Genomic DNA, 19704 nt, shown 5'->3' with positions numbered 1-19704 from the left:
TCATTCGTGATATTACCGTTGATGTTAATAATTTGTTACAGAAAGCATTAATAAAAGGAATGTGGAATATGATTAGAATGTCAATCTAAGGGAGGGAATGAGAATAGATGAAAAAAACAAAAATTATATATTGGATTTTCACAGGGCTTTTAGTGGCACTAATGGTTTTGGGTTCTATTCCGGATATAATGTCTGTTCCCGATGCAGTCGACTTATTTAATCATTTAGGTTATCCTACCTACCTCCTACCCTTTATTGGAATTGCCAAATTATTAGGTGTCGTGGCAATACTTATTCCTGGCTTTCCGAGAATCAAGGAATGGGCTTATGCAGGTTTTGTATTTGATTTGACGGGTGCTATGTATTCAAGCATATCAGTGGGCGACCCTGCCAGTGGATGGCTGCTTTTCATTATCGGATATATTTTGATAGCCGGCTCTTATATTTATCATCATAAAATATTAAAATCCGCTTCAGTGAGTAATAAGGATAACCTAACAATATAAATAAATTAGCAATGAAAAAACATCGATATCGGTGTTTTTTCATTTGGTTATAGTGACTTTCACCTTCGTTTTCTTTTCAAAATAGAAATTAAAAGAGTCCCAATAGGTTTCCTTATTGGGACTCTTGTTTTTAGAAATTAGATGATTAACTTACTGTTTTTGAAGTCAAATAAGCGACAAGTATATAGCGTTCAGGTGCTGACCCGATATAATCAAAGGGGTAACAGGTACTGACGGTTAGCGTTGCCCGTGGCTTTGGTACGATTACGGTTCGATCATCCTCATCCACAATTCGAACTTTTTTGATTTTGTATGTGAACTCTCCTGCCGATGTTGTTACTATCAACAAATCTCCTTCGCCAACTTTCCCGAGTTTACGGAATACCGTATCTCTATGACCGGAAAGAACGGAATTGTCATTTTCACCAGGTAGCACACTTCCTGCAAAGTGACCAACGCCTTTTTCCAATTCATCCTCGTTTGTGCCATGGAAAATAGGGAGTTTTGTTTTTAGTTTGGGTATATATAATTCCCCGATTTCTTCACCCGTTTCAGGGCGGACAGGATATAGCTCTTTCTTTGTTTTATTACTTGCTGGTTTATCACTTGGTGTTTTCTGTACTGTTTCATTTACTTGACTACTTGGAGCATGAGTCTTGTAAAGAAAGTAGCCTTTTGCAAACTTATACATATTGGATGTGGAAAACCAAATCCCAAATAAAATGATGGCAATTGTACAAGAAAGCAGCAGGAACCGCTTTTTCTTTAATTGTTTCATATTAAGCTTTCCTAATTTTTCGATACATCAAGCTTCCGAACAAGACAAGAAATAGTCCTAAAAGGGCGCTAGGTAAATAATCGGAAGCGGTATTTGGCAGTTTAGCCCCTTTTACGGTTTGTTGTTCTGAAGTAGTATTGGTACTGATCTTTTGTTTTACTGGTTTAGCAATTGGTGCCTTTTCAATGGTTTTTTGCACCTCTTTTGCAGATTCCTTTATTTGCCCGCCTGCATTGGTAAGAGTATCAGAATCGACCATTTCACCTGTTATTAAAAGATCAGCCAAGAACTTCCCGTCAGTATTATATATCATTATTTTCAGGTTAGCACCCTTCAATTCTTCCAATTTCATTAAATCTAAAAGGGATACAGGCGATTCCGAGCCACTTTTCACAAGGGAATAGGAAACATTAAGCTTAAAGATGGAAAGTAACTCTTCATAGATTGAGGCCATTTCAGCTATCTGTTCAGCTGTAAGCTCGGTTGCTACATCAAATTCCTCGAAAGCCATCATGCGGTTGCCCAATTCTTCAAGTTGCTTGACTGTTTCCGGGTTGGAAAGATGGTCTTCCAAAGACATCAAGTGATCTTCAAGCCGCTGTAATTCCTCTTCCGTTAGACCGAGTTCCTGCTCGAAAATAGGAAGAAGATCTTCAGCAACTTCGCCATCAATCCCGCGACCAGTAAGGTTCCAAACAGTTTCTTCAAGATTATCTATGTATATATAATCGTTAATATTTTCACCATTTTCTTCTAACATTTGAAGCAAGGCTTGTTTATCCAATCCATAATTCTCATTAAAATAGTCTAAGTTGCTTAGATCTGCCTTTATGACGTTACCTAGGAATTCGCTAAGCTCTTCGACAGATTCAAATTCTTCCAGGCTAAAATCATAGAGTTCCAATGACGCTTCGATATCTTCCTTTGTTACTTGGAAGCCTCTTTCCTTGCTAACCTTGGCTAAATAATTGACTAATTCTTTGTCAAAGTTCGGATCGCGTTCAAAATCGCCCTCTTCTGTATAGAAATAAACAGCTTCATCGAGGTCCCAGATAAAGATATAATCGTCTAGTTCTTCACCATTTTCGTGTAATAGATTAATCAGGCTCTCATTGGTTAGATTATAATCATCATAGATGGCATCTAAATTACTTAAATCTGCCTTAATGACTTCGCCCAAGGCTTCTTTAAGATCACCAATAGATTCAAAGTTTTTAATACTTTCGTCGTAAAAAGAAAGAGATGTTTCAATATCATCCTTTGTCACTTGAAACCCCCTGACAAGGCTTACCTCTTTTAAATACTTTGTAAGGTCCTGCTCAAAATTTTTGCTTGGTGCTGCCGATGCTAATTGCGGGAATAAGCTAATTAACAACGTAAATGAAACTAAAATCGTCCACAGTTTTTTCATACTTTTCTCCTATTCATAACATTTCATATGTTTCTAGAAAATTATAAGGTAATAACAATAATTTAACAATGAAGTTATTTTTTCCACTAACGGAAAATAGCTATTTTACTTACTTTGTAAACTAGCTTTTGCAGCATTTATTTCATATAAAGACGTATTTCTTCCTATTAATATATCGATTACAACAACCCCTCCCCTTGTGTCTCCGGATAAAAAATTATAAATATTGTATTCCTACTAAATTTAACTAAAGCGAAAAATTAACAACAAATTGACCTCCGGACTATCCATCTATTCAGCCATCAATTTTGCCAAATCAAGTAAAGTAATCAGTCTAAAAGTATCGGAATTCATATCCTATAAATATGCACTTAGACATAGCGAAAAAAAGAGATAATCCATCTTCATGCTCCCTCTTCTACAACATGATGCAACTCCCCATTTCCTGTAAGTGTATCCTTCTAACTTATAAAAGTTATCTTCGATTACACTTTTTCAAACAAAAAAAGAGACTGTAAATGACAATCTCAAGTGATGTATGTTTAAAAGAAAATGAAAAGCTATTTATTGACGTGTTTCTTCTATATATATTGATATTTTTTACCAAAAATCCAAAGATGAACCTAGACCTAAAAGTCAAACCCATCTGCCGAAACTCTTAAAATTTTTTAGTAGTATCCATGCGATCTAACGACATCTGATACCCACCATTACTCCCATAATTCAAAAGTTTATTAACTCTTGAAATTGTAGCTGAAGCGGCACCGGTTTCTGCCTCGATTCCTTCATATGTAAAGCCATCCCGAAGCATTCTGGCAACTTCTAGTCTTTGGGTAAAAGCTTTTATTTCATTCATTGTGCACAAATCATCAAAAAAAGCCATACACTCTTCTTGTGTCCGTAAAGAAAGGATAGCCTTAAATAATTGTTGTATGTTTTTTTCAGACAATTTACTTTTGTACATAATTGACCTCCAATAAAGTTTTCAAAATAATATTTATCTTCACATTGAGGATGCGCTCCTATTGCCTACCCATGCTAAAACGGGAACCAATTTCAACAGACTGACACTTTAATCACACTCGGAAGGAGGTATGAAATGCAATATATACCTTGCAACTCCCATGCAAATGGCCTTACATAAAAAAAGGTTCTTTTGCTTCTACCGTTTTATTAATAATTTAGCAGACTCGTCCAATCTTGCGGACAGCCTGCCTTCTCACTTTTAACGTACAAGTGCATTCTAATTATTTGAATGCTTTCTCTATTACGCTTATGTTCTCTTTCTTATATAGAGCGCCATTTTTGATATACTGTGATGCTCCCTCTTTTGCCTGTTCTATGTTTTCTGGTGTAAGTTTTCTGATGACCTTAGCGGGAACACCGGCTACTAAAACACCCGGTTCAATTATCTTTCCTTCTGGAACTAGAGCCCCAGCAGCGATTAGAGAGCCTTCTCCGATTACTGCTCCATTTAGAATTGTTGCTCCCATACCAATTAACGCGCCATCTTCTACAGTACAGCCATGTAGAACCACGTTATGTCCGACAGTAACATTTTCACCGACTTTAATTGGAAAACCTGGATCCACGTGAACTATTGCACCGTCTTGAATATTTGATCCTTTTCCTATCGTTATTTTCTCATTATCCCCTCTTAAAACGGCATTGAACCAAACGGACGTATCTTCCTTAAGTTCTATGTTTCCAATCAACTGTGCTCCTGGGGCTATATATGAGCTTGAATGTACATTGGGGAAGTGTCCTTTAAATTTATGAATCATTCTTCATTCCTCCTTTTGCGTTATGTTCATAATTCCATAATAAAACCAGAGGTACCTCTATTCGGAGCCTTTCTTTAACACCATTAATATAGTTTAAGAATCTTAAATCTGGCCCCTGCATACAACTGCCACGGTTCCTTCCCTTATATGTCTCCACATTTACAGCTACCTTTGGATTGTCCTCCTTCTCTCCAATGATTTTGTTTAGAATTCATTTTTTAGAAAGAGATTGTCCCTGAAATCACTCCTACGATGATATAAATAAGCAATATCCCTAAAGACCACTTTGCTGCATATTTATGAAGATCACCTAGGCTGATACCCGTTATGTGAATCAATAAATAAACAGATGCTACGAGCGGACCCATGATACCAAAAGGAGTGCCGTACAATGCAGCTGTCCCCATTGATAAAGTATCAATGCCGTAAGTAGAAGCAGTTTCAGCCAGGACTGGCAGAATCCCAAAGTAAAATCCATCAGGACCAATTAAAAAGATGGCAGGTGCACTAACAACCGCTGTTATTAAAGCCAGATATGGACCAAGGTCTGTAGGGATAATTGAAACAATCGAATGTGCCATAGATTCAGAAATTGGAGTACCTTTGAAAATCCCTGAGAAAATCCCAGCAGCAAAAACCATCGCAACCACTGCTATTGCATTAGGTGCATGAGCGGCGACCCGATCTCGTTGATCATTTAAGACTGGATAATTAATGAGTAGTCCTAGTGCTGTACCAATGATAAAGAGTACGGCAGCAGGTAACCATTCAAGTACAATGGCAACCATGATAACTATTGATACAAGGAAATTGATCCAAATTAATTTGGGACGCTTAATGTTTGTGTTTTTTGGTGGGATATTTTCTATTGTAGCGCTTTCAATTGCAGCATCTATTATTCTAGCCTCAGGTATAGAATAAGATTCGGTATTTTCCTTTTTATATCTAGCTCTTTCTTTCAAACCGATAAAATAAGCAACGGTAATAACATATAGCAAACTTACAAGCATTCCAGGCAACATTTGAAGATATAATTCCGTTGGATTAAGGTTTAACACACTCGCTACGCGGCCAGCAGGTCCCCCCCACGGAACAAGTGTTGTGATACCAATTTGCATGATTGTAATGGAGGCCAATATGATAGGACTAATCCCCATTTTTTTATATAGAGGAAGAAAAGCCGTTACAACAATCATCATCGTCGTGGATCCATCACCATCAAATCCTATTATTCCCGCTAACACAGCAGTTCCTACGATAATCTTTAGTGGATCTCCGTTAGCTAACTTTATAATCTTTGAGGTTAATGGATCGAATAACCCTGTATCTACCATGACACCAAAATACAAAATGGCAAATAACAAAAGAATTGCGGTAGGCGCTACATTTTGAATACCTTCCATTATCAATGTCCCTAATTCTGGTCCAAATCCTCCGATTAAACCAAATATGATAGGTACAATCGTTAGGCCAATAAACGGAGATATACGTTTTGACATAATCAAAAATAAGAAGGTACAAATCATAGCAAATCCTAAAATAGATAACATAAACTTAGTTCCTCCCCAAGGTTCGTTATTGGTACCGCTTTCAAATATGCCTGGAAATTTACTGTAACCCTCTCTTTTTTTCTCAGGTCAGAAAAGAAGCATTATAACCCCCTTTTATCTTAAAGATTTTCATTCCCTGTTTACCTGTGTAAGCCGACAGACAGGCATGACATGTTATAAGGTTTAGCTAGCAAGAATAAAGTAAACTATTTTTGTTGATTCAATTTTTTTCCCCCAAGGACTTCTTCGTTATGTTGTCCTAGTTCAGGACCAATCCATTCAATGCTGCCTGGAGTTTCAGATAGTTTTGGTACAATTCCTGGAACTAGTACCTGCTCCCCATCCGGCAAAGTGACCGTCTGAAGCATATCACGTGCTTGATAATGTTCATCCCTTACAATATCTTCAATATTATAAATAGGCCCAACCGGCACACCAGCCTCATCTAATATTTTTTGCACTTCTTTTTGTGAGTGTTTCCTAGTCCACTCTTCAATTACTTGATCTAGATATTCTGCATTTTCAGCTCTGCCATTATTGGTTAAATAAGTCGGATTTTCCGCAAATTCTGGCCGTCCTATCGCATGCGCAAATCTTTTGAAAATACTATCGCTATTTGCCGCAATGACGATATATTTACCATCTGCACATATATAGGTATTTGAAGGAGCAATTCCTTCCAAGGTAGCACCTGTTCTTTCTTTTATTATTCCTTTTAAATCGTATTCTGGCAGCACGCCTTCCAGCAAAGAAAATACCGCTTCAGTTAGAGCGACATCCACATATTGTCCTCTTTTTAATGGATCGTTATCTCTCGCTCTTAATGCCATTAACGTACCATTCACTGCATATAAACCTGCTATAGAATCACCAACTGCTAAACCAACTCGAACTGGGGGACGATCAGGAAATCCTGTCAGGTACCGAAGGCCACCCATCGATTCCGCAACGCTGCCAAATCCTACTTTGTTTCGGTAAGGGCCTGTTTGGCCATAACCAGAAATCCTTGTCATAATGATGCTTGGATTAATTTTCTTAATATCTTCATAGCCAATTCCCCATTTCTCCAACGTTCCTGGCCGGAAATTTTCAATAATTACATCCGCATCTTTTGCTAACTCCCGAACCATCTCCTGTCCCTCTTCTTCACGAAGGTTAAGAGTTATGGATTTTTTATTTCTTGCATGCACGTACCACCACAGGGACGTTCCGTTATGCATCACTCGCCAATTTCGTAAAGAATCCCCTTTATTGGGATCCTCAACCTTGATCACTTCAGCACCAAATTCACCAAAAATCTTCCCGGCAAACGGAGCTGCTACAAAGTTACCTAATTCTAAGACTTTAATACCCTCTAAAGGTTTTCTCATTGTATTCCCGCCCTTCAATTAATAACATATCCTACCTGTTTCCGATTACCTTTTATAATTTTCTGAATATTCCAATAACGTATACAATCAACTGTGTGGTTTTTCCTAATTTTGAATTAACTTTATACTGTTTTTGTTAATCCTTTACTGTCTCCTAACAGTTGGGGAAATTCGGTATCTAATGTCGTTAAATGTTCCAAATCCAAACCTGTTTTGATATTCTGTTTTTCTAAAAATTTTACTACACGACTTGCCTGAATGTTCCCAGGAGATCCAGGAGCATATGGACATCCTCCTAGTCCAGCTTGGGCTACATCAATTAATTGAACACCAGCCTGTATCCCAGCCATAACATTTGCCAATCCGTATCCATAGGTATCATGCAGATGAAGCCCAATAGGAATATCCGGAAACTTCTCTACCAAACGGCTACAGTATTCATATACCTGTCTCGGCGTTGCTTTGCCGATTGTATCACCCAGGCCTAATTCGCAAACCCCATTATTAACGAGGTACTCTGCAATCCTTTCCACCTCTGAGTATGGTATGATCCCGGCAAACGGACAAACAAATGCCGTTGAAATTGCACCAATTGTTTTTCTACCCTCCTTAGTCGTTTCTTCAATTAAATCTTTTATTTCAATTAAAGATTCATTAGAACTCTTATTTAAATTTGCCTGGTTATGCTGTGTGCTCGCAGAGAGGAAAAAAAGCGCATTGTGAATCTTTGAATTTAGGAACCTGTCTAATCCTCTTTTATTTGGGACCAAAGCTTCATATTCTACTCCACGAGCCATTGGCAGATTCTGTCCTAATTCATCCGCATCTTTCATAGCAGGAACCCACTTTGGATGAACAAAGGAAGTGACTTCCAAGCGGTCAAATCCTGCTTCAATTAAATTTTTAATTTTATTTATCTTTTGATCGGTTTCGACAAAAACAGGTTCATTTTGCAGGCCATCTCTCAATGTAACATCACGAATTTTAAGTTTTTCTGGAAAAATCATTTTTTTCACTCTCCTTTTATTAATATTCGTCATCCTTAACACCCGAGTACATGGAAACATAAAATTGATAATCACGTTGAATATGTGCCTTCATTAACTCCTCTGCAGCTTTCCCATCCTCATTTTTAATAGCATTCCATATCGCTTTATGTTCATCGGCACCCTCTTCTATTCTCTTTGGGATATTCAATACGGCATTTCGATAAAAAGAAATTAAGGAATTTAACTGATTCATCATTTTCATCAAATAAGGATTACCACTAGCCTCCACAATCAGGTAGTGAAATTGGCTGCTTAGGACCTTTAATTTTTCAAGCTCATTCTTATCAACCATGAGATTCATTTTATCAACTGAATCTGACAATTGTTTACGCTGTTTTTCATTCATACGTGAAGCGGCATAAAAAGCAGCAGTAGGTTCCAGGCTTAACCTGCATTCATAAAGATATTTAAAATCTGAAAAGGTTGCGCGGTATACTCTTACTCCGCCTCTTGGACTGACGGATACTAATCCTTCACTGTTTAACCTGCGGATCGCTTCTCGGATTGGACTTCTACTGACACCTGTTTCCTGAGAAATCTTTCCTTCCACGATTCGTTGTCCAGGTGGTATGTTGCCGCTTACAATTTGTTCATGTAAATATTCATATACTTGATTTTGAAGAGTTTGCGACTGTATTGTTTTTAACTTCATTTTTATCACACCCATAGTCATAATTTTCAGATAATGTATACAAAAAAATATATGTCTACCTCATCATAAATCAATTTGTTGTTTTTGACTATAGTGGATATTTTTTTCTGCAGCTTCAAAACTGAAGACTCGATTTTTTTAAGTTGCACCTTCCCTTCACTGTGCAATTAGTGAATTAAAATCATTTAGTCACTAATTTCCACAATTTTTCTAAATGTTATTATAAGTTTCCCACCACTGCAAGCCTATACATTAAAGCATACATTCTGTAAAACGGCTAGCTTTCACCGCGTTAAAGTTAAATAGCTTTCTTTAATCAAAAATAAATGAATCTGCTGTCAGCATTATCACCTTTGTTTTAACTATCAAGATTCATTTGTACAATCTTAATGATTCCATCTTCATCAATGTCTATCTCAAATAAGCCATTTTTGGTTAAGAATATAGAATACGCAGTCTTACTAACCTTTTCATTGTTTATCTGTCGGATGGCAGAAGAAAATTGAATGATAAAATAATATAGATCTGTTCTGGTGGCATCCACTTCATTTATTAAATAATTCCGAAGATACATCATTTCTGTATTCGGAAATGTTTTATAAAAAAAATCGAGAGGATGGCTTTTTTGAAAAGCATCATCTGATGAGAAGTAAGTGACACGAGGTATACCATCAGCTGTGAACCCCGCCAATAAATAAACAGTTGCATAATCCTGTTCAGGATATAATTTTTGGAACATCTCCAATGAATTTCTAAATAATTTTTGAGATTGTGCCTCGATTTCTTCAATTGAATTTGTTCCAAGAGAAAACATTTTTAGTTCCTCCATGCATATATCGATGATATTTTTAACACCCGCAAATGCAAAAATCACATTTTGATTTAATGCTATTACTTTTTTTTCATCATCACTGAAGTTTTCGGTTCCTCTATAGGTTATTCTTTTATCAGCCATAATAAATACACCATTTTCAAACTTTTTACCAATTAATGCAGTCATAATGAAATTCCCTTCAGAATAAAAATAAGGCCCACTATCATGCATTTTGGAGTAGGGCTTACTTATATTTTATCATATATAGATTCCTTCTGAAGGTCTCAAGTTTCCGGACAGTAACAACTCTAAATATATAATTCTCGATCAAAACATCTATCAAATATATTTTCTTTCGGTTTTACACGATTTCCCCTAGTTTAATGTTAGCCACATATTGATCTATTTTTTTATAAAGTTCATCCGGATCGTCTGCGACAATGTTTTCACCATTTATAAGTGCGAATGGCTCCATCAAACATTGGCCGCAGTATAACAAGCACCTTTCTTCAATAACCTCCAAATCGGTTCGCTCAATTAATTTTCCCTTCATAGTTTCCAACTCGTCTTCGAAATTACATGGACAGAACTTTACGTTAATTTTCATGGCTAACTCCCCTTCGGTTTTTGTTGCCAACATTTTAATTGGATTAATCAAAAGTTTGCAAGAGTACACTCAAACGCATATTCGCTTTAACGGTTTAAAAGACTTATGCCATAAATACTAAACGCGTTAAAACACATATTTGCGCGATGAATTTTTATAGATTAAGATGTGAAACATTACAGAATCTAAATTTTGAAAATTCTGTTTCTTAAAGTTAAAAATGATAAAGGAGAGGTTAAAATGGCTGAAAAAATGGTAGCGTCACCTAAAACTAAAAAAGAAGAATTGTTCCCGGTAAAGAGTGTTCATTACGTAGAAATCTATACAGGAAACGCAAAGCAGGCTGCTTATTACTATGCGAAATCTTTCGGCTTCAAACTTGTAGCATATAAAGGATTAGAAACAGGTTCCCGTGACCGTGTATCTTACGTAATGGAACAGGGCGCTATCCGATTGATTTTAACAGGTACCCTATCAGACAATACAGACGTTGCCGAGTTTATAAAACTTCATGGCGAGGGTGTAAAAGATATCGCCCTCCTAGTAAAGGATCTAGAAAAAACATATGCTGGTGCGATCGAACGAGGTGGCATCGCTCTTCGGGAACCATGGGTGGAAGAAGATGAAAACGGCAAGGTAAAAAAAGCGATATTAGGTACATATGGGGATACAATTCATACGCTTGTAGAATCAGTCGATTATAAAGGCGTATTTATGCCAGGGTTTGAAGCTCGCGAGACCCTTGAATCTCAACCAACCGGATTAATTGGTGTTGACCACCTCGTTGGTAATGTGGAAGTTATGGAAGAATGGACAAACTATTATGAAAGTGCATTCGGTTTTACTGTTCTGAAGCATTTTGATGATGAAGACATTTCGACAGAATACTCTGCTCTAATGTCAAAAGTCATGATGAATGGAACAGGACGCATTAAGTTCCCAATTAATGAGCCTGCGGAAGGAAAGCGAAAGTCTCAAATTCAAGAATACCTAGATTACTATAATGGACCGGGCGTTCAGCATCTAGCCCTTTTGACAAACGATATCATCGGCACGGTGGCTGCCCTCAAAGAAAATGGTGTGGAATTTTTAAACACCCCTGAGACTTATTATAAAGAACTTGCCAATCGTGTAGGAGATATTGATGAAGATGTGAAACGACTTCAAGAACTTAATATTCTGGTCGATCGTGATGATGAAGGATACTTGCTTCAAATCTTTACTAAACCACTTGTTGATCGTCCAACACTGTTTATCGAAATCATACAGCGTAAAGGTGCACTTGGATTCGGCGACGGAAACTTTAAAGCATTGTTTGAATCGATTGAACGCGAACAAGAACTTCGCGGAAATATTTGATTTGGAACGGTCATACCGTTGTCTCTCGCGGTATGGCCTCCTTTAATAGGAGGTGTTGAGGTTGTTGTTAACAAAAGTAAATGTAAAGTGGAGAGAAGAAGCGGTCAGTCATTTTATGACAGAACTCATTGATTATGCAGGTCTATTTCCACCGGCTGCACTTCCGCTTCCAGAAGCTATTTCAAATTTTCATGCATACATCCATGATTCGGACAGCTGGATGCTCGGCCCGTTTGTTATTCCTGCTTCAAGATTGAGTGAACTTAAACCATATAAAGCTCTATTTAATGACAAATATCCACTTCGGTTATCTGTTATTTTTACGAAATTCGAAGAAATCGAAACCGAAATGGAAGCTATTCGTCATTTTTTAGAAACATATAAAACAGCTGGAACCATACAAGCAATAGAATTTCCGCTTCCAACACAGGTTAATTATTCATTCTTGGAGAATCTTGAAAAACAAACTGGGAGTTATCCCATTTATTGCGAAATGAAAGGAACGAATGATCAATTTCTAAACACATTGGATACTATCCATTCGATTAACCAAAAATCCCTAAAACGTATAGGTATCAAAATGCGCATGGGTGGAATCACGGCTAATTTGTTTCCTACAGTCAATCAAGCAGCATTCGTTATTCACGAATGCCAGAAACGAGAACTGCCACTTAAATTCACAGCTGGTCTGCACCATCCGATACGCCAGTACCGAACGGAAGTTAAAACACGCATGCATGGTTTTGTTAACGTATTTACCGCTTCTATTATGGCATATAGCCGTTCGGTTAATACAGCAACCATTCAAGCCATTTTGCATGATGAAGACCCAACTAATTTTTCATTTACAACAGACTCGCTTTCCTGGCGCGATTTGACAGTCAGTTCGGCCGAAATCATCAAAGCACGCAGTTTCTTTGCAGCTTCCTATGGAAGCTGCAGCTTTAATGAGCCTCGGGAGGAACTAGGGGAGCTTACTATTTTTCATGGGGAGGCAGTAAGATGAAACATTCCTTTATTGAGACAACACCAGAATCACATTTTCCAATTCAAAACTTGCCATACGGCATTTTCCAAAAAAACGGGCAAAGCCCCCGTGCCGGTACAGCCATCGGTGATTATGTTCTTGATTTATCTGTAATAGATGAGGTTGGCTTGCTAAGTGGGACAGGTGCAGAAGGAAAAAATGTCTTTTCCTCTTCCTCACTTAATCAATTTATGTCACTTGGCCGTCCGGTTTGGACTGCTGTACGTAACAAACTTCAATACCTTTTGGATTCGAAAACGTCTGTACTACGAGATAATGAAGAGCTTCGTTTTAAAGCGTTTCACCCATTGGCAGATATAGAGATGCTTCTGCCAGCAGATATTGGAGACTATACAGATTTCTATGCCTCCAGAGAGCATGCAACCAATGTGGGGACAATTTTTAGAGGAAAAGACAATGCCCTCATGTCAAACTGGACACATTTGCCGATTGGATATCATGGAAGGGCAAGTTCGATCGTTCCAAGTGGTACCCAGGTGCGGCGTCCTTCGGGACAGCGCAAACCAAAGGATGCAGATTATCCAGTATTTGGACCTTCGATACAGCTTGATTTCGAACTAGAGATGGGCTGGTTTATTGGACCCGGCAATACTCTTGGGGAACCAATTCCAGTTAATCAGGCTGAAGATCATGTTTTCGGGCTCGTTCTAGTAAATGACTGGAGTGCACGTGATATACAAGCATGGGAGTACCAGCCTCTTGGTCCATTTCTTTCTAAAAACTTTGCTACATCCATTTCGCCTTGGGTTGTGCCGCTAGAAGCACTGGAACCTTTTCGTACTGCAGGACCGCAACAGGATCCAGAGCCGTTTCCCTACTTGCAGCAAAAAAAAGATGGGGCATTTAATATTAACCTCGAAGTTCATTTGACACCAGAAAATACAGAACAAGCAACTAGGATTACGAATACAAACTTTAGCTATATGTATTGGTCAATCGCTCAGCAAGTGGCTCACCACACCATTACAGGCTGTAATATGCGTCCCGGTGACATGCATGGATCTGGAACTATCAGCGGTCCAAGCCGTGAAGAACGAGGCAGCCTCCTTGAACTTTCATGGCGCGGCACAGAACCGCTTCAACTTAAAGGCGGGGGCGAACGAAGCTGGATTGAGGATGGGGACAAGTTGACCATCAGTGGCTGGTGTCAAGGAGATGGGTATCGAATTGGATTTGGTGAAGTAAGCGGTCAAGTTTTGCCAGCCCTTTCGGAGGCAAAGATTTTAGGTACCCATAAAGTGAAGATGTAGCAACTAATCTACTAAATATAAAAGATAGTTACATGGAAGGAGTTTTGGCAATGACACATTATGTTAAAATGGGTCGCATTCCTCATAAACGTCATACTCAGTTTCGTCAGGAGGACGGAAGCCTGTATTATGAACAATTGATGGGTACGAAAGGTTTCTCTAGTATTCAGTCACTCATTTATCATATCAATCAACCAACACAAGTAAAAAAAGCTCAAAAAATCCGCGATGTCCGTTATGAATATGAAGAAAAAGATGCATTAAAACATCGTCATTTCCGGACATGGAATACGGAAGTTGGCGGCGATTTTCTTGAATCTCGCAAAATTTTCATGGCAAACGATGATGTAGCACTTGGCGTTGCACGCCCTAACCAGCAAATGAATTACTTTTATCGAAACGGTGAAGGTGATGAAATGTTGTTTGTCCATGAAGGAAAAGGCAAAATCGAAAGTATTTTCGGTGAATTAAGCTTTGGGCCAGGTGACTACCTCATCATTCCGATTGGCACAACGTACCGCGTCGTCTTGGAAACAGAAGAAGCTCGCTTTTTCATCCTTGAATCTAATTCATCAATCGTACCGCCAAAGCGCTATCGCAATGAGTTTGGACAACTTCTTGAGCACTCACCTTATTGCGAACGTGATTTCCGGACACCAGAAAAACTGGAGCCTAAAGATGAAAAAGGAGAATATGAAATCAGAGTGCGGGCACAAGGCATGATCACTTCCTATACGTATGATTTTCATCCGCTTGATGCGGTTGGATGGGATGGTTATCTCTTCCCTTATGCGTTCAGCATTCATGATTTTGAACCAATAACCGGACGCGTTCATCAGCCACCGCCAGTACATCAGACGTTTGAAGCACATAATTATGTCGTATGTTCATTTGTACCACGTATGTATGACTATCATCCAGAAGCCATCCCTGCTCCATATGTCCACAGCAATGTGGAAAGTGATGAAGTCCTATATTATGTGGATGGTGACTTTATGAGCCGCCGCGGCATTGAAACAGGATCGATTACCCTTCATCCAAGCGGTTTACCACATGGGCCACATCCTGGCAAAATTGAAGCGAGTATCGGTAAAAAAGAAACGCGTGAATTGGCAGTCATGGTCGATACATTCCGTCCGCTGTATATCGTAAAAGAAGCACACGCTATAGAAGATGATGCGTATATGAGCAGCTGGCTGCCAAAATAAGAGCTAAGGTTTCTTTACCATTTTTGTACTTTTGATAACAAACCATGAACGATCTACTCCCCTAGGCAGATCAGTTCATCACAATATCATTCATGAAATAAAGCCGGAGCATGAATCTAGCTCCGGCGCTTTGTTGTCATAATGGTTCTTCAGCAAGTCTGCGACTTTTTATACTATGATGAGAACTCTAAATTTCCTAAACTGGACCAAAAATCAACGGTTATATACAAGAGTATGATTTTTTAATTCATTCACTTTTATCCATATAAGCCCTCACATTAAAAAAACGCCTTTTTGGGCGTTTCAGGCAATAGTTCAAAGAATTAATTCATTGCCATTTATTTTTCAACTTCTGACCTTCCTCAAAAGACATTTATCTATCATTTTCAATGAATTACTCTTTAAATCCAATTCATAAGTATTTAATACCCAAATTAATCTTCCATATTGTAATAATTCATTGTTTCTAACTCATTTTTTATCATTAAACCTTGGTGGTAAAGTATAAGACAAAGCACTCTTTACCGATACTATTTTTTCATTATCCTACATAATACAGATAGCCTACCTTTGTGTTACAGTCCAATTGATCTGAAACCATCACGATATCAGGATAAGATTTGGATATTATAGGAAAAACCGTTCTTTGGGTTTGGTTATAAGGATAATCCTTTAATATAACGGACGTCGTTTTTATATCTTTTTCACCTTGTTTTTGAATTAGAAAACTATAATTACCCACAAATACTTCATCGCCTGTGCTGCAAAGGTAATAGTCTGTCTTAGTTTCTTTAGGAGCAAAAAAATAAACATTATAACTAATCCCTTTAGTATCTTTAACTTTAAACAAAACTCTACTTTTTTCAGAAATATTAATTTCTGTTGCATAGGAGTAAGTTTGAAGGTGTAAATAAGTAAAAAGAAAAACTGCTATAAAAAATATTCTTGTTAACTTCATTGGGTCACTCCTATTAAAATAACTAACTATTGCTGTATTTTCAACAATGCTTTTTGGTCCCAAAATAATTTCACATTTAAAATGAATTACGAAATGTCGATATCGCAGCCCTCCTATAATTTAATATTTGGAGACATGAGAATTCTATACTGCTTTTCACGCACATCTCAACTTCTCAACTAACCAGCTAAATAGGCTGTCAATTCCCTTATTCAGTACTTAATTGACCATGCCAAATAACCCTCCAAAACTCTTTTGGTAGGGTGTTTCCCTGTAAAACAAAACCGTTATTTGGCCAAATCCAGGAACGGCTTTTCTCATTATCATTAACGCCTTTTACCACTGAAGGAGTTTCTTGCTACGGAAGCGAGCGACTCTTTGTCCGATGTTCCTGGTAATTTTCAACGATTAACTAAATTGATTTAACCAATTTCAAAGATAATCACGGCTGATTTTTTTCCTATAATCGATTGGATCACTTATATTTTTCTTAAATAATTTTTTCTCCCGTTTCTTTCCTTAAAATAAATTAATAGTCATTCTACCTTAACTTTAATTTGATCAATGGCATTATACCCATAACCTTTTTTATTCCAAAAAGGAAAATTCGGTTGAATTTGACCAAATGAATCTGTTGCTCTGGATTTAATCGTATACTCACCTTCTTCAAGTATAGTCCATTCAAATGACCAACTAACCCATCCATAATCAATATTCTGACGACGTAATATATCGGCGTTTCTCCATGTATAGCCACCATCAAGACTAATTTCCATCTTTGTAATTACTCCTTTTCCTGTCCATGCAATTCCTTTTATTAAATGCTTACCAGTATTTACAATTTCCATATCCAGCGGTTTTTGGATAGTCGAATTGATATTTATTCTAGTAACTGGAAATGCGCCTTGATCATTGTCTTTATTTGGATAATACACATAATCAATTGTTTGAAACGGCCCATTGAATGTAGAATCAATAACACTTATCTGCTTTATCCACTTAACGGATGCCATTGCATACCACTGCGGAACTATTAACCTCAATGGATAACCATGTTTAAAAGGAATTGGCTGGTTATTATATTCATATGCAATAATGGTATCTGGATGCAGTGCTTTCTCGATGGGCAAACTCCTTGTATAGGTATAAATCTCATCTAGATCTTTCCTATTTCCATAATCATAACCCTCCACAACAACTTCTTTTGCCCCTTCCCCTATTCCAGATAATTCAAGTAATCTTCGTAATGGTACACCTTTCCACCTACCTTGGCTAATAGCTCCCTTTCCCCATTGTTCTCCAAATATTTTAGGTTCGAAGAGATTACGCTTGTCACCCGAGCATTCAAGGACAACTTCCACTGTTTTTGATGGGTATTGAAGAATGTCTTGCATGGACAGCAGTAAAGGAGCGGATACTAACCCATTTATAGGGAGCCAATAGTTTGAATAGGAAAGAGTCGGATAAGCAAAGTGGTTCCTTCTATAAAATAATTGGTTTTCCATGCTATCATTATTGATGAAATGAATCGGTGTCTCCTGATTTTCCGGCTGCAAACTACGTGTCAATAAATAGGGTTTCACTTTATGTGGATTTGTCATAATTCCCCCCTAATTATAATGAATCATTATAGATGTATACGTTCGGTATAGCCTAATTAGGTTATTGAATTTTAACTTCAAATTCAGGCGAGCTTTATGCCGGCTAAAAATAGCCGCTTCTCGAGAAAGTTATTGAGTATTTTTTTTATTTAAAATAATTATAATTGGACTAACTGGCTATTCGGGACAGAACAACAGTGATGAGAGGCTGCCCATCATAATTTAAGAAGGAGTGTTTCTAATGGATAGTACTATACAAACTTCTTTTGAAAATTTACTTTCTCAAGATAAGGACTTACAATACGAAGCCTACAATCATATCCTTGCTTCTACCAAAGAAGAGGTGGACTGGGCTTATGATGTATGGGACCAATTGAAGGAGGATTTGACTCATTCTGATAACCACCGAAGATCAAGGGCGGCACAATTTCTTAGCAGTTTGGCGAAAAGTGATCCTGAGAAAAGAATGCTAAAGGATTTCCCATTGGTTTGGGAAGTGACAAAAGATAAAAAATTCGTCACCGCAAGACATAGCCTACAATCTATATGGAAAATAGGTCTAGCTGGCACTGATCAAAAAGAAATGGTAATAAGAAGTCTTGTTGATCGGTATTTAAATTGCGTTCATGAAAAAAACTACACGTTAATTCGTTTTGATATTATTCAAGGACTTAGGAACTTGTTTAATGAAATAAAAGATGAAGAAATAAAGCAAATCGCACTGAATTTAGTTGAAAAAGAAGAGGATGCAAAATATCAAAAGAAGTATGCAACTGTATGGAAAAATACGTAGAGAACGCCAATGTTGTATCTTTATAAAATGGAGAATACATATCAGACGTTTATAATATGTATTCTCTTCTTGTTAAACAACGCTCCATTTTGTGGAATGCATAATCCTTTAGGATATTAATCCCATTGCATTTTTCAGAACTTTCGGTGCCTTTTTTATTCCTTCCGTTCCAACAAAACTGCTCGCACTCGCTATTAATATGCTTGAAGAAATGAATTTGACCACATAAAAAATTCCTGATCCAATAATTAGATCTAGGATTAAAAACCTTTTAATTGTTGAGCCTTTTATTATATAAATAACGATTTGGTCGTTTTTCTTCATACTCAGCATTGTCACACCCTTATCTTTTTTTAAAGGGTATGACAAAGAGGGGTTGTCATATTCTTCGGCATCATGTCTTTCCTATTTAATAAAACTGATTTCCGCCAACTGGAACAAAATGTGTTTCAAGAGGTAACCCTCTTCTTCTAAAACATATAGATTCACTTAAATTTTTCCGAAATTATGTTTTTAGCTGAATACATATAAGGAACTCTCATACCCTTGTATGATACATTCGAGTCACATTATTTCCCAAAGCAAAGAGCACCCAATGAATGGATGCTCCAAGGAAATCGGTTTAACCCTTAATGGTTTTAGCAATTGTTTCTTGGTTTTACTGCAATCACAACATCATTCTTTATCCTCTATTACTGCATTTCTCTAGCTTAAAACTATATTCCAATTTAAAACAGCATTTTTCTTCTTTAGACTTATTGTCTTTCTTACTATTATTTTTATCTTTATATTATAGAAATTATTAAATTACGCTTGTGCTTGTCCCCAATAATTAAATTACATATTTTATATACAGTGAAAAAGCCCCCAGACAATGAGTGCCTTTCGATGATTTATAAAACATACAGAAGGTGTTTAGGCACACACTTATTAAATGCATTTGCCTAATAACATAAAAAACTGCCT

General features: G+C 37.3%; 18 protein-coding genes. 6 read left to right on the top strand and 12 right to left on the bottom strand.

Annotation, left to right across the window (positions count from 1 at the left end; all coding sequences use genetic code 11):
* Positions 1–107: 107 nt before the first annotated feature.
* The gene (locus tag ACIROD_RS15685) at positions 108–506 is read left to right on the top strand and encodes a DoxX family protein (RefSeq protein WP_101221524.1); all 399 of its coding nucleotides are present in this window, start codon (positions 108–110) and stop codon (positions 504–506) included.
* Positions 507–651: 145 nt separating this feature from the next.
* Here the strand turns inward: ACIROD_RS15685 and ACIROD_RS15680 are convergent, their stop codons facing one another.
* The 10 genes from ACIROD_RS15680 to ACIROD_RS15635 form a co-directional block, all read right to left on the bottom strand.
* Positions 652–1284 (bottom strand): class D sortase, encoded by a 633-nt coding sequence (locus ACIROD_RS15680; RefSeq protein WP_402941957.1) that lies wholly within the window; start codon positions 1282–1284, stop codon positions 652–654.
* A gap of 1 nt (position 1285) precedes the next feature.
* Positions 1286–2695, bottom strand: a complete 1410-nt coding sequence (locus ACIROD_RS15675; RefSeq protein WP_402941955.1) for a processed acidic surface protein — start codon at positions 2693–2695, stop codon at positions 1286–1288.
* A 658-nt stretch (positions 2696–3353) separates the two neighbouring features.
* Entirely contained in the window at positions 3354–3659 is a 306-nt protein-coding gene (locus tag ACIROD_RS15670; RefSeq protein WP_101221521.1) for a YerC/YecD family TrpR-related protein, read from the bottom strand.
* Between the two features lie 283 nt (positions 3660–3942).
* Complete coding sequence (locus ACIROD_RS15665; RefSeq protein ID WP_101221520.1) at positions 3943–4479, bottom strand: gamma carbonic anhydrase family protein; 537 nt, start codon at positions 4477–4479, stop codon at positions 3943–3945.
* A gap of 218 nt (positions 4480–4697) precedes the next feature.
* A complete protein-coding gene (locus tag ACIROD_RS15660; protein ID WP_402941952.1) occupies positions 4698–6029 on the bottom strand; it encodes a CitMHS family transporter in 1332 nt (443 codons plus the stop codon).
* Positions 6030–6235: 206 nt separating this feature from the next.
* The gene (locus tag ACIROD_RS15655; RefSeq protein ID WP_402941950.1) at positions 6236–7399 is read right to left on the bottom strand and encodes a CaiB/BaiF CoA transferase family protein; all 1164 of its coding nucleotides are present in this window, start codon (positions 7397–7399) and stop codon (positions 6236–6238) included.
* 122 nt (positions 7400–7521) lie between these two features.
* Positions 7522–8406: a hydroxymethylglutaryl-CoA lyase gene (locus tag ACIROD_RS15650; RefSeq protein WP_402941948.1), complete on the bottom strand. Its 885-nt coding sequence runs from the start codon at positions 8404–8406 to the stop codon at positions 7522–7524.
* A gap of 19 nt (positions 8407–8425) precedes the next feature.
* Entirely contained in the window at positions 8426–9100 is a 675-nt protein-coding gene (locus ACIROD_RS15645) for a GntR family transcriptional regulator (RefSeq protein ID WP_402941946.1), read from the bottom strand.
* Positions 9101–9458: 358 nt separating this feature from the next.
* Positions 9459–10100, bottom strand: coding sequence for a hypothetical protein (locus ACIROD_RS15640; RefSeq protein WP_402941944.1), 642 nt, complete (start codon positions 10098–10100; stop codon positions 9459–9461).
* Positions 10101–10275: 175 nt separating this feature from the next.
* Positions 10276–10521, bottom strand: coding sequence for a DUF1450 domain-containing protein (locus ACIROD_RS15635; protein WP_157830942.1), 246 nt, complete (start codon positions 10519–10521; stop codon positions 10276–10278).
* A 240-nt stretch (positions 10522–10761) separates the two neighbouring features.
* Between ACIROD_RS15635 and hppD the strand changes: the two genes are divergently transcribed.
* From hppD to ACIROD_RS15615, 4 genes are all read left to right on the top strand, one after another.
* The gene (gene hppD, locus ACIROD_RS15630; RefSeq protein WP_402941941.1) at positions 10762–11880 is read left to right on the top strand and encodes a 4-hydroxyphenylpyruvate dioxygenase; all 1119 of its coding nucleotides are present in this window, start codon (positions 10762–10764) and stop codon (positions 11878–11880) included.
* Between the two features lie 61 nt (positions 11881–11941).
* On the top strand, positions 11942–12886 hold the full coding sequence (locus ACIROD_RS15625; RefSeq protein ID WP_101221513.1) for a hypothetical protein: 945 nt from the start codon (positions 11942–11944) through the stop codon (positions 12884–12886).
* Entirely contained in the window at positions 12883–14178 is a 1296-nt protein-coding gene (gene fahA, locus ACIROD_RS15620) for a fumarylacetoacetase (RefSeq protein WP_402941939.1), read from the top strand. Before ACIROD_RS15625 ends, fahA begins: the two co-directional genes overlap by 4 nt.
* Positions 14179–14228: 50 nt before the next feature.
* A complete protein-coding gene (locus ACIROD_RS15615) occupies positions 14229–15386 on the top strand; it encodes a homogentisate 1,2-dioxygenase (RefSeq protein ID WP_230178300.1) in 1158 nt (385 codons plus the stop codon).
* Between the two features lie 541 nt (positions 15387–15927).
* Here ACIROD_RS15615 and ACIROD_RS15610 read toward each other — a convergent pair.
* The gene (locus tag ACIROD_RS15610) at positions 15928–16344 is read right to left on the bottom strand and encodes a hypothetical protein (RefSeq protein ID WP_402941936.1); all 417 of its coding nucleotides are present in this window, start codon (positions 16342–16344) and stop codon (positions 15928–15930) included.
* A 536-nt stretch (positions 16345–16880) separates the two neighbouring features.
* Positions 16881–17945: a sulfite oxidase gene (locus tag ACIROD_RS15605; protein WP_402941934.1), complete on the bottom strand. Its 1065-nt coding sequence runs from the start codon at positions 17943–17945 to the stop codon at positions 16881–16883.
* A 241-nt stretch (positions 17946–18186) separates the two neighbouring features.
* Between ACIROD_RS15605 and ACIROD_RS15600 the strand changes: the two genes are divergently transcribed.
* A complete protein-coding gene (locus ACIROD_RS15600) occupies positions 18187–18738 on the top strand; it encodes a hypothetical protein (RefSeq protein WP_402941932.1) in 552 nt (183 codons plus the stop codon).
* The last annotated feature ends 966 nt before the right edge of the window (positions 18739–19704 follow it).

Origin of the sequence: Peribacillus sp. NPDC101481, from assembly GCF_044767165.1 — a bacterium.
Classification (GTDB): Bacteria; Bacillota; Bacilli; order Bacillales; family DSM-1321; genus Peribacillus.
This window is presented reverse-complemented; position numbering and strand designations above follow the sequence as displayed.

Coding starts and splice junctions, on each gene's coding strand:
- ACIROD_RS15610 (WP_402941936.1), bottom strand. CDS start 16,344: ATGAAGTTAACAAGAATATTTTTTATAGCAGTTTTTCTTTTTACTTAT.
- ACIROD_RS15655 (WP_402941950.1), bottom strand. CDS start 7,399: ATGAGAAAACCTTTAGAGGGTATTAAAGTCTTAGAATTAGGTAACTTT.
- ACIROD_RS15650 (WP_402941948.1), bottom strand. CDS start 8,406: ATGATTTTTCCAGAAAAACTTAAAATTCGTGATGTTACATTGAGAGAT.
- ACIROD_RS15675 (WP_402941955.1), bottom strand. CDS start 2,695: ATGAAAAAACTGTGGACGATTTTAGTTTCATTTACGTTGTTAATTAGC.
- ACIROD_RS15660 (WP_402941952.1), bottom strand. CDS start 6,029: ATGTTATCTATTTTAGGATTTGCTATGATTTGTACCTTCTTATTTTTG.
- ACIROD_RS15615 (WP_230178300.1), top strand. CDS start 14,229: ATGACACATTATGTTAAAATGGGTCGCATTCCTCATAAACGTCATACT.
- ACIROD_RS15665 (WP_101221520.1), bottom strand. CDS start 4,479: ATGATTCATAAATTTAAAGGACACTTCCCCAATGTACATTCAAGCTCA.
- ACIROD_RS15680 (WP_402941957.1), bottom strand. CDS start 1,284: ATGAAACAATTAAAGAAAAAGCGGTTCCTGCTGCTTTCTTGTACAATT.
- ACIROD_RS15600 (WP_402941932.1), top strand. CDS start 18,187: ATGGATAGTACTATACAAACTTCTTTTGAAAATTTACTTTCTCAAGAT.
- ACIROD_RS15685 (WP_101221524.1), top strand. CDS start 108: ATGAAAAAAACAAAAATTATATATTGGATTTTCACAGGGCTTTTAGTG.
- ACIROD_RS15635 (WP_157830942.1), bottom strand. CDS start 10,521: ATGAAAATTAACGTAAAGTTCTGTCCATGTAATTTCGAAGACGAGTTG.
- ACIROD_RS15640 (WP_402941944.1), bottom strand. CDS start 10,100: ATGACTGCATTAATTGGTAAAAAGTTTGAAAATGGTGTATTTATTATG.
- ACIROD_RS15645 (WP_402941946.1), bottom strand. CDS start 9,100: ATGAAGTTAAAAACAATACAGTCGCAAACTCTTCAAAATCAAGTATAT.
- ACIROD_RS15605 (WP_402941934.1), bottom strand. CDS start 17,945: ATGACAAATCCACATAAAGTGAAACCCTATTTATTGACACGTAGTTTG.
- fahA (WP_402941939.1), top strand. CDS start 12,883: ATGAAACATTCCTTTATTGAGACAACACCAGAATCACATTTTCCAATT.
- hppD (WP_402941941.1), top strand. CDS start 10,762: ATGGCTGAAAAAATGGTAGCGTCACCTAAAACTAAAAAAGAAGAATTG.
- ACIROD_RS15670 (WP_101221521.1), bottom strand. CDS start 3,659: ATGTACAAAAGTAAATTGTCTGAAAAAAACATACAACAATTATTTAAG.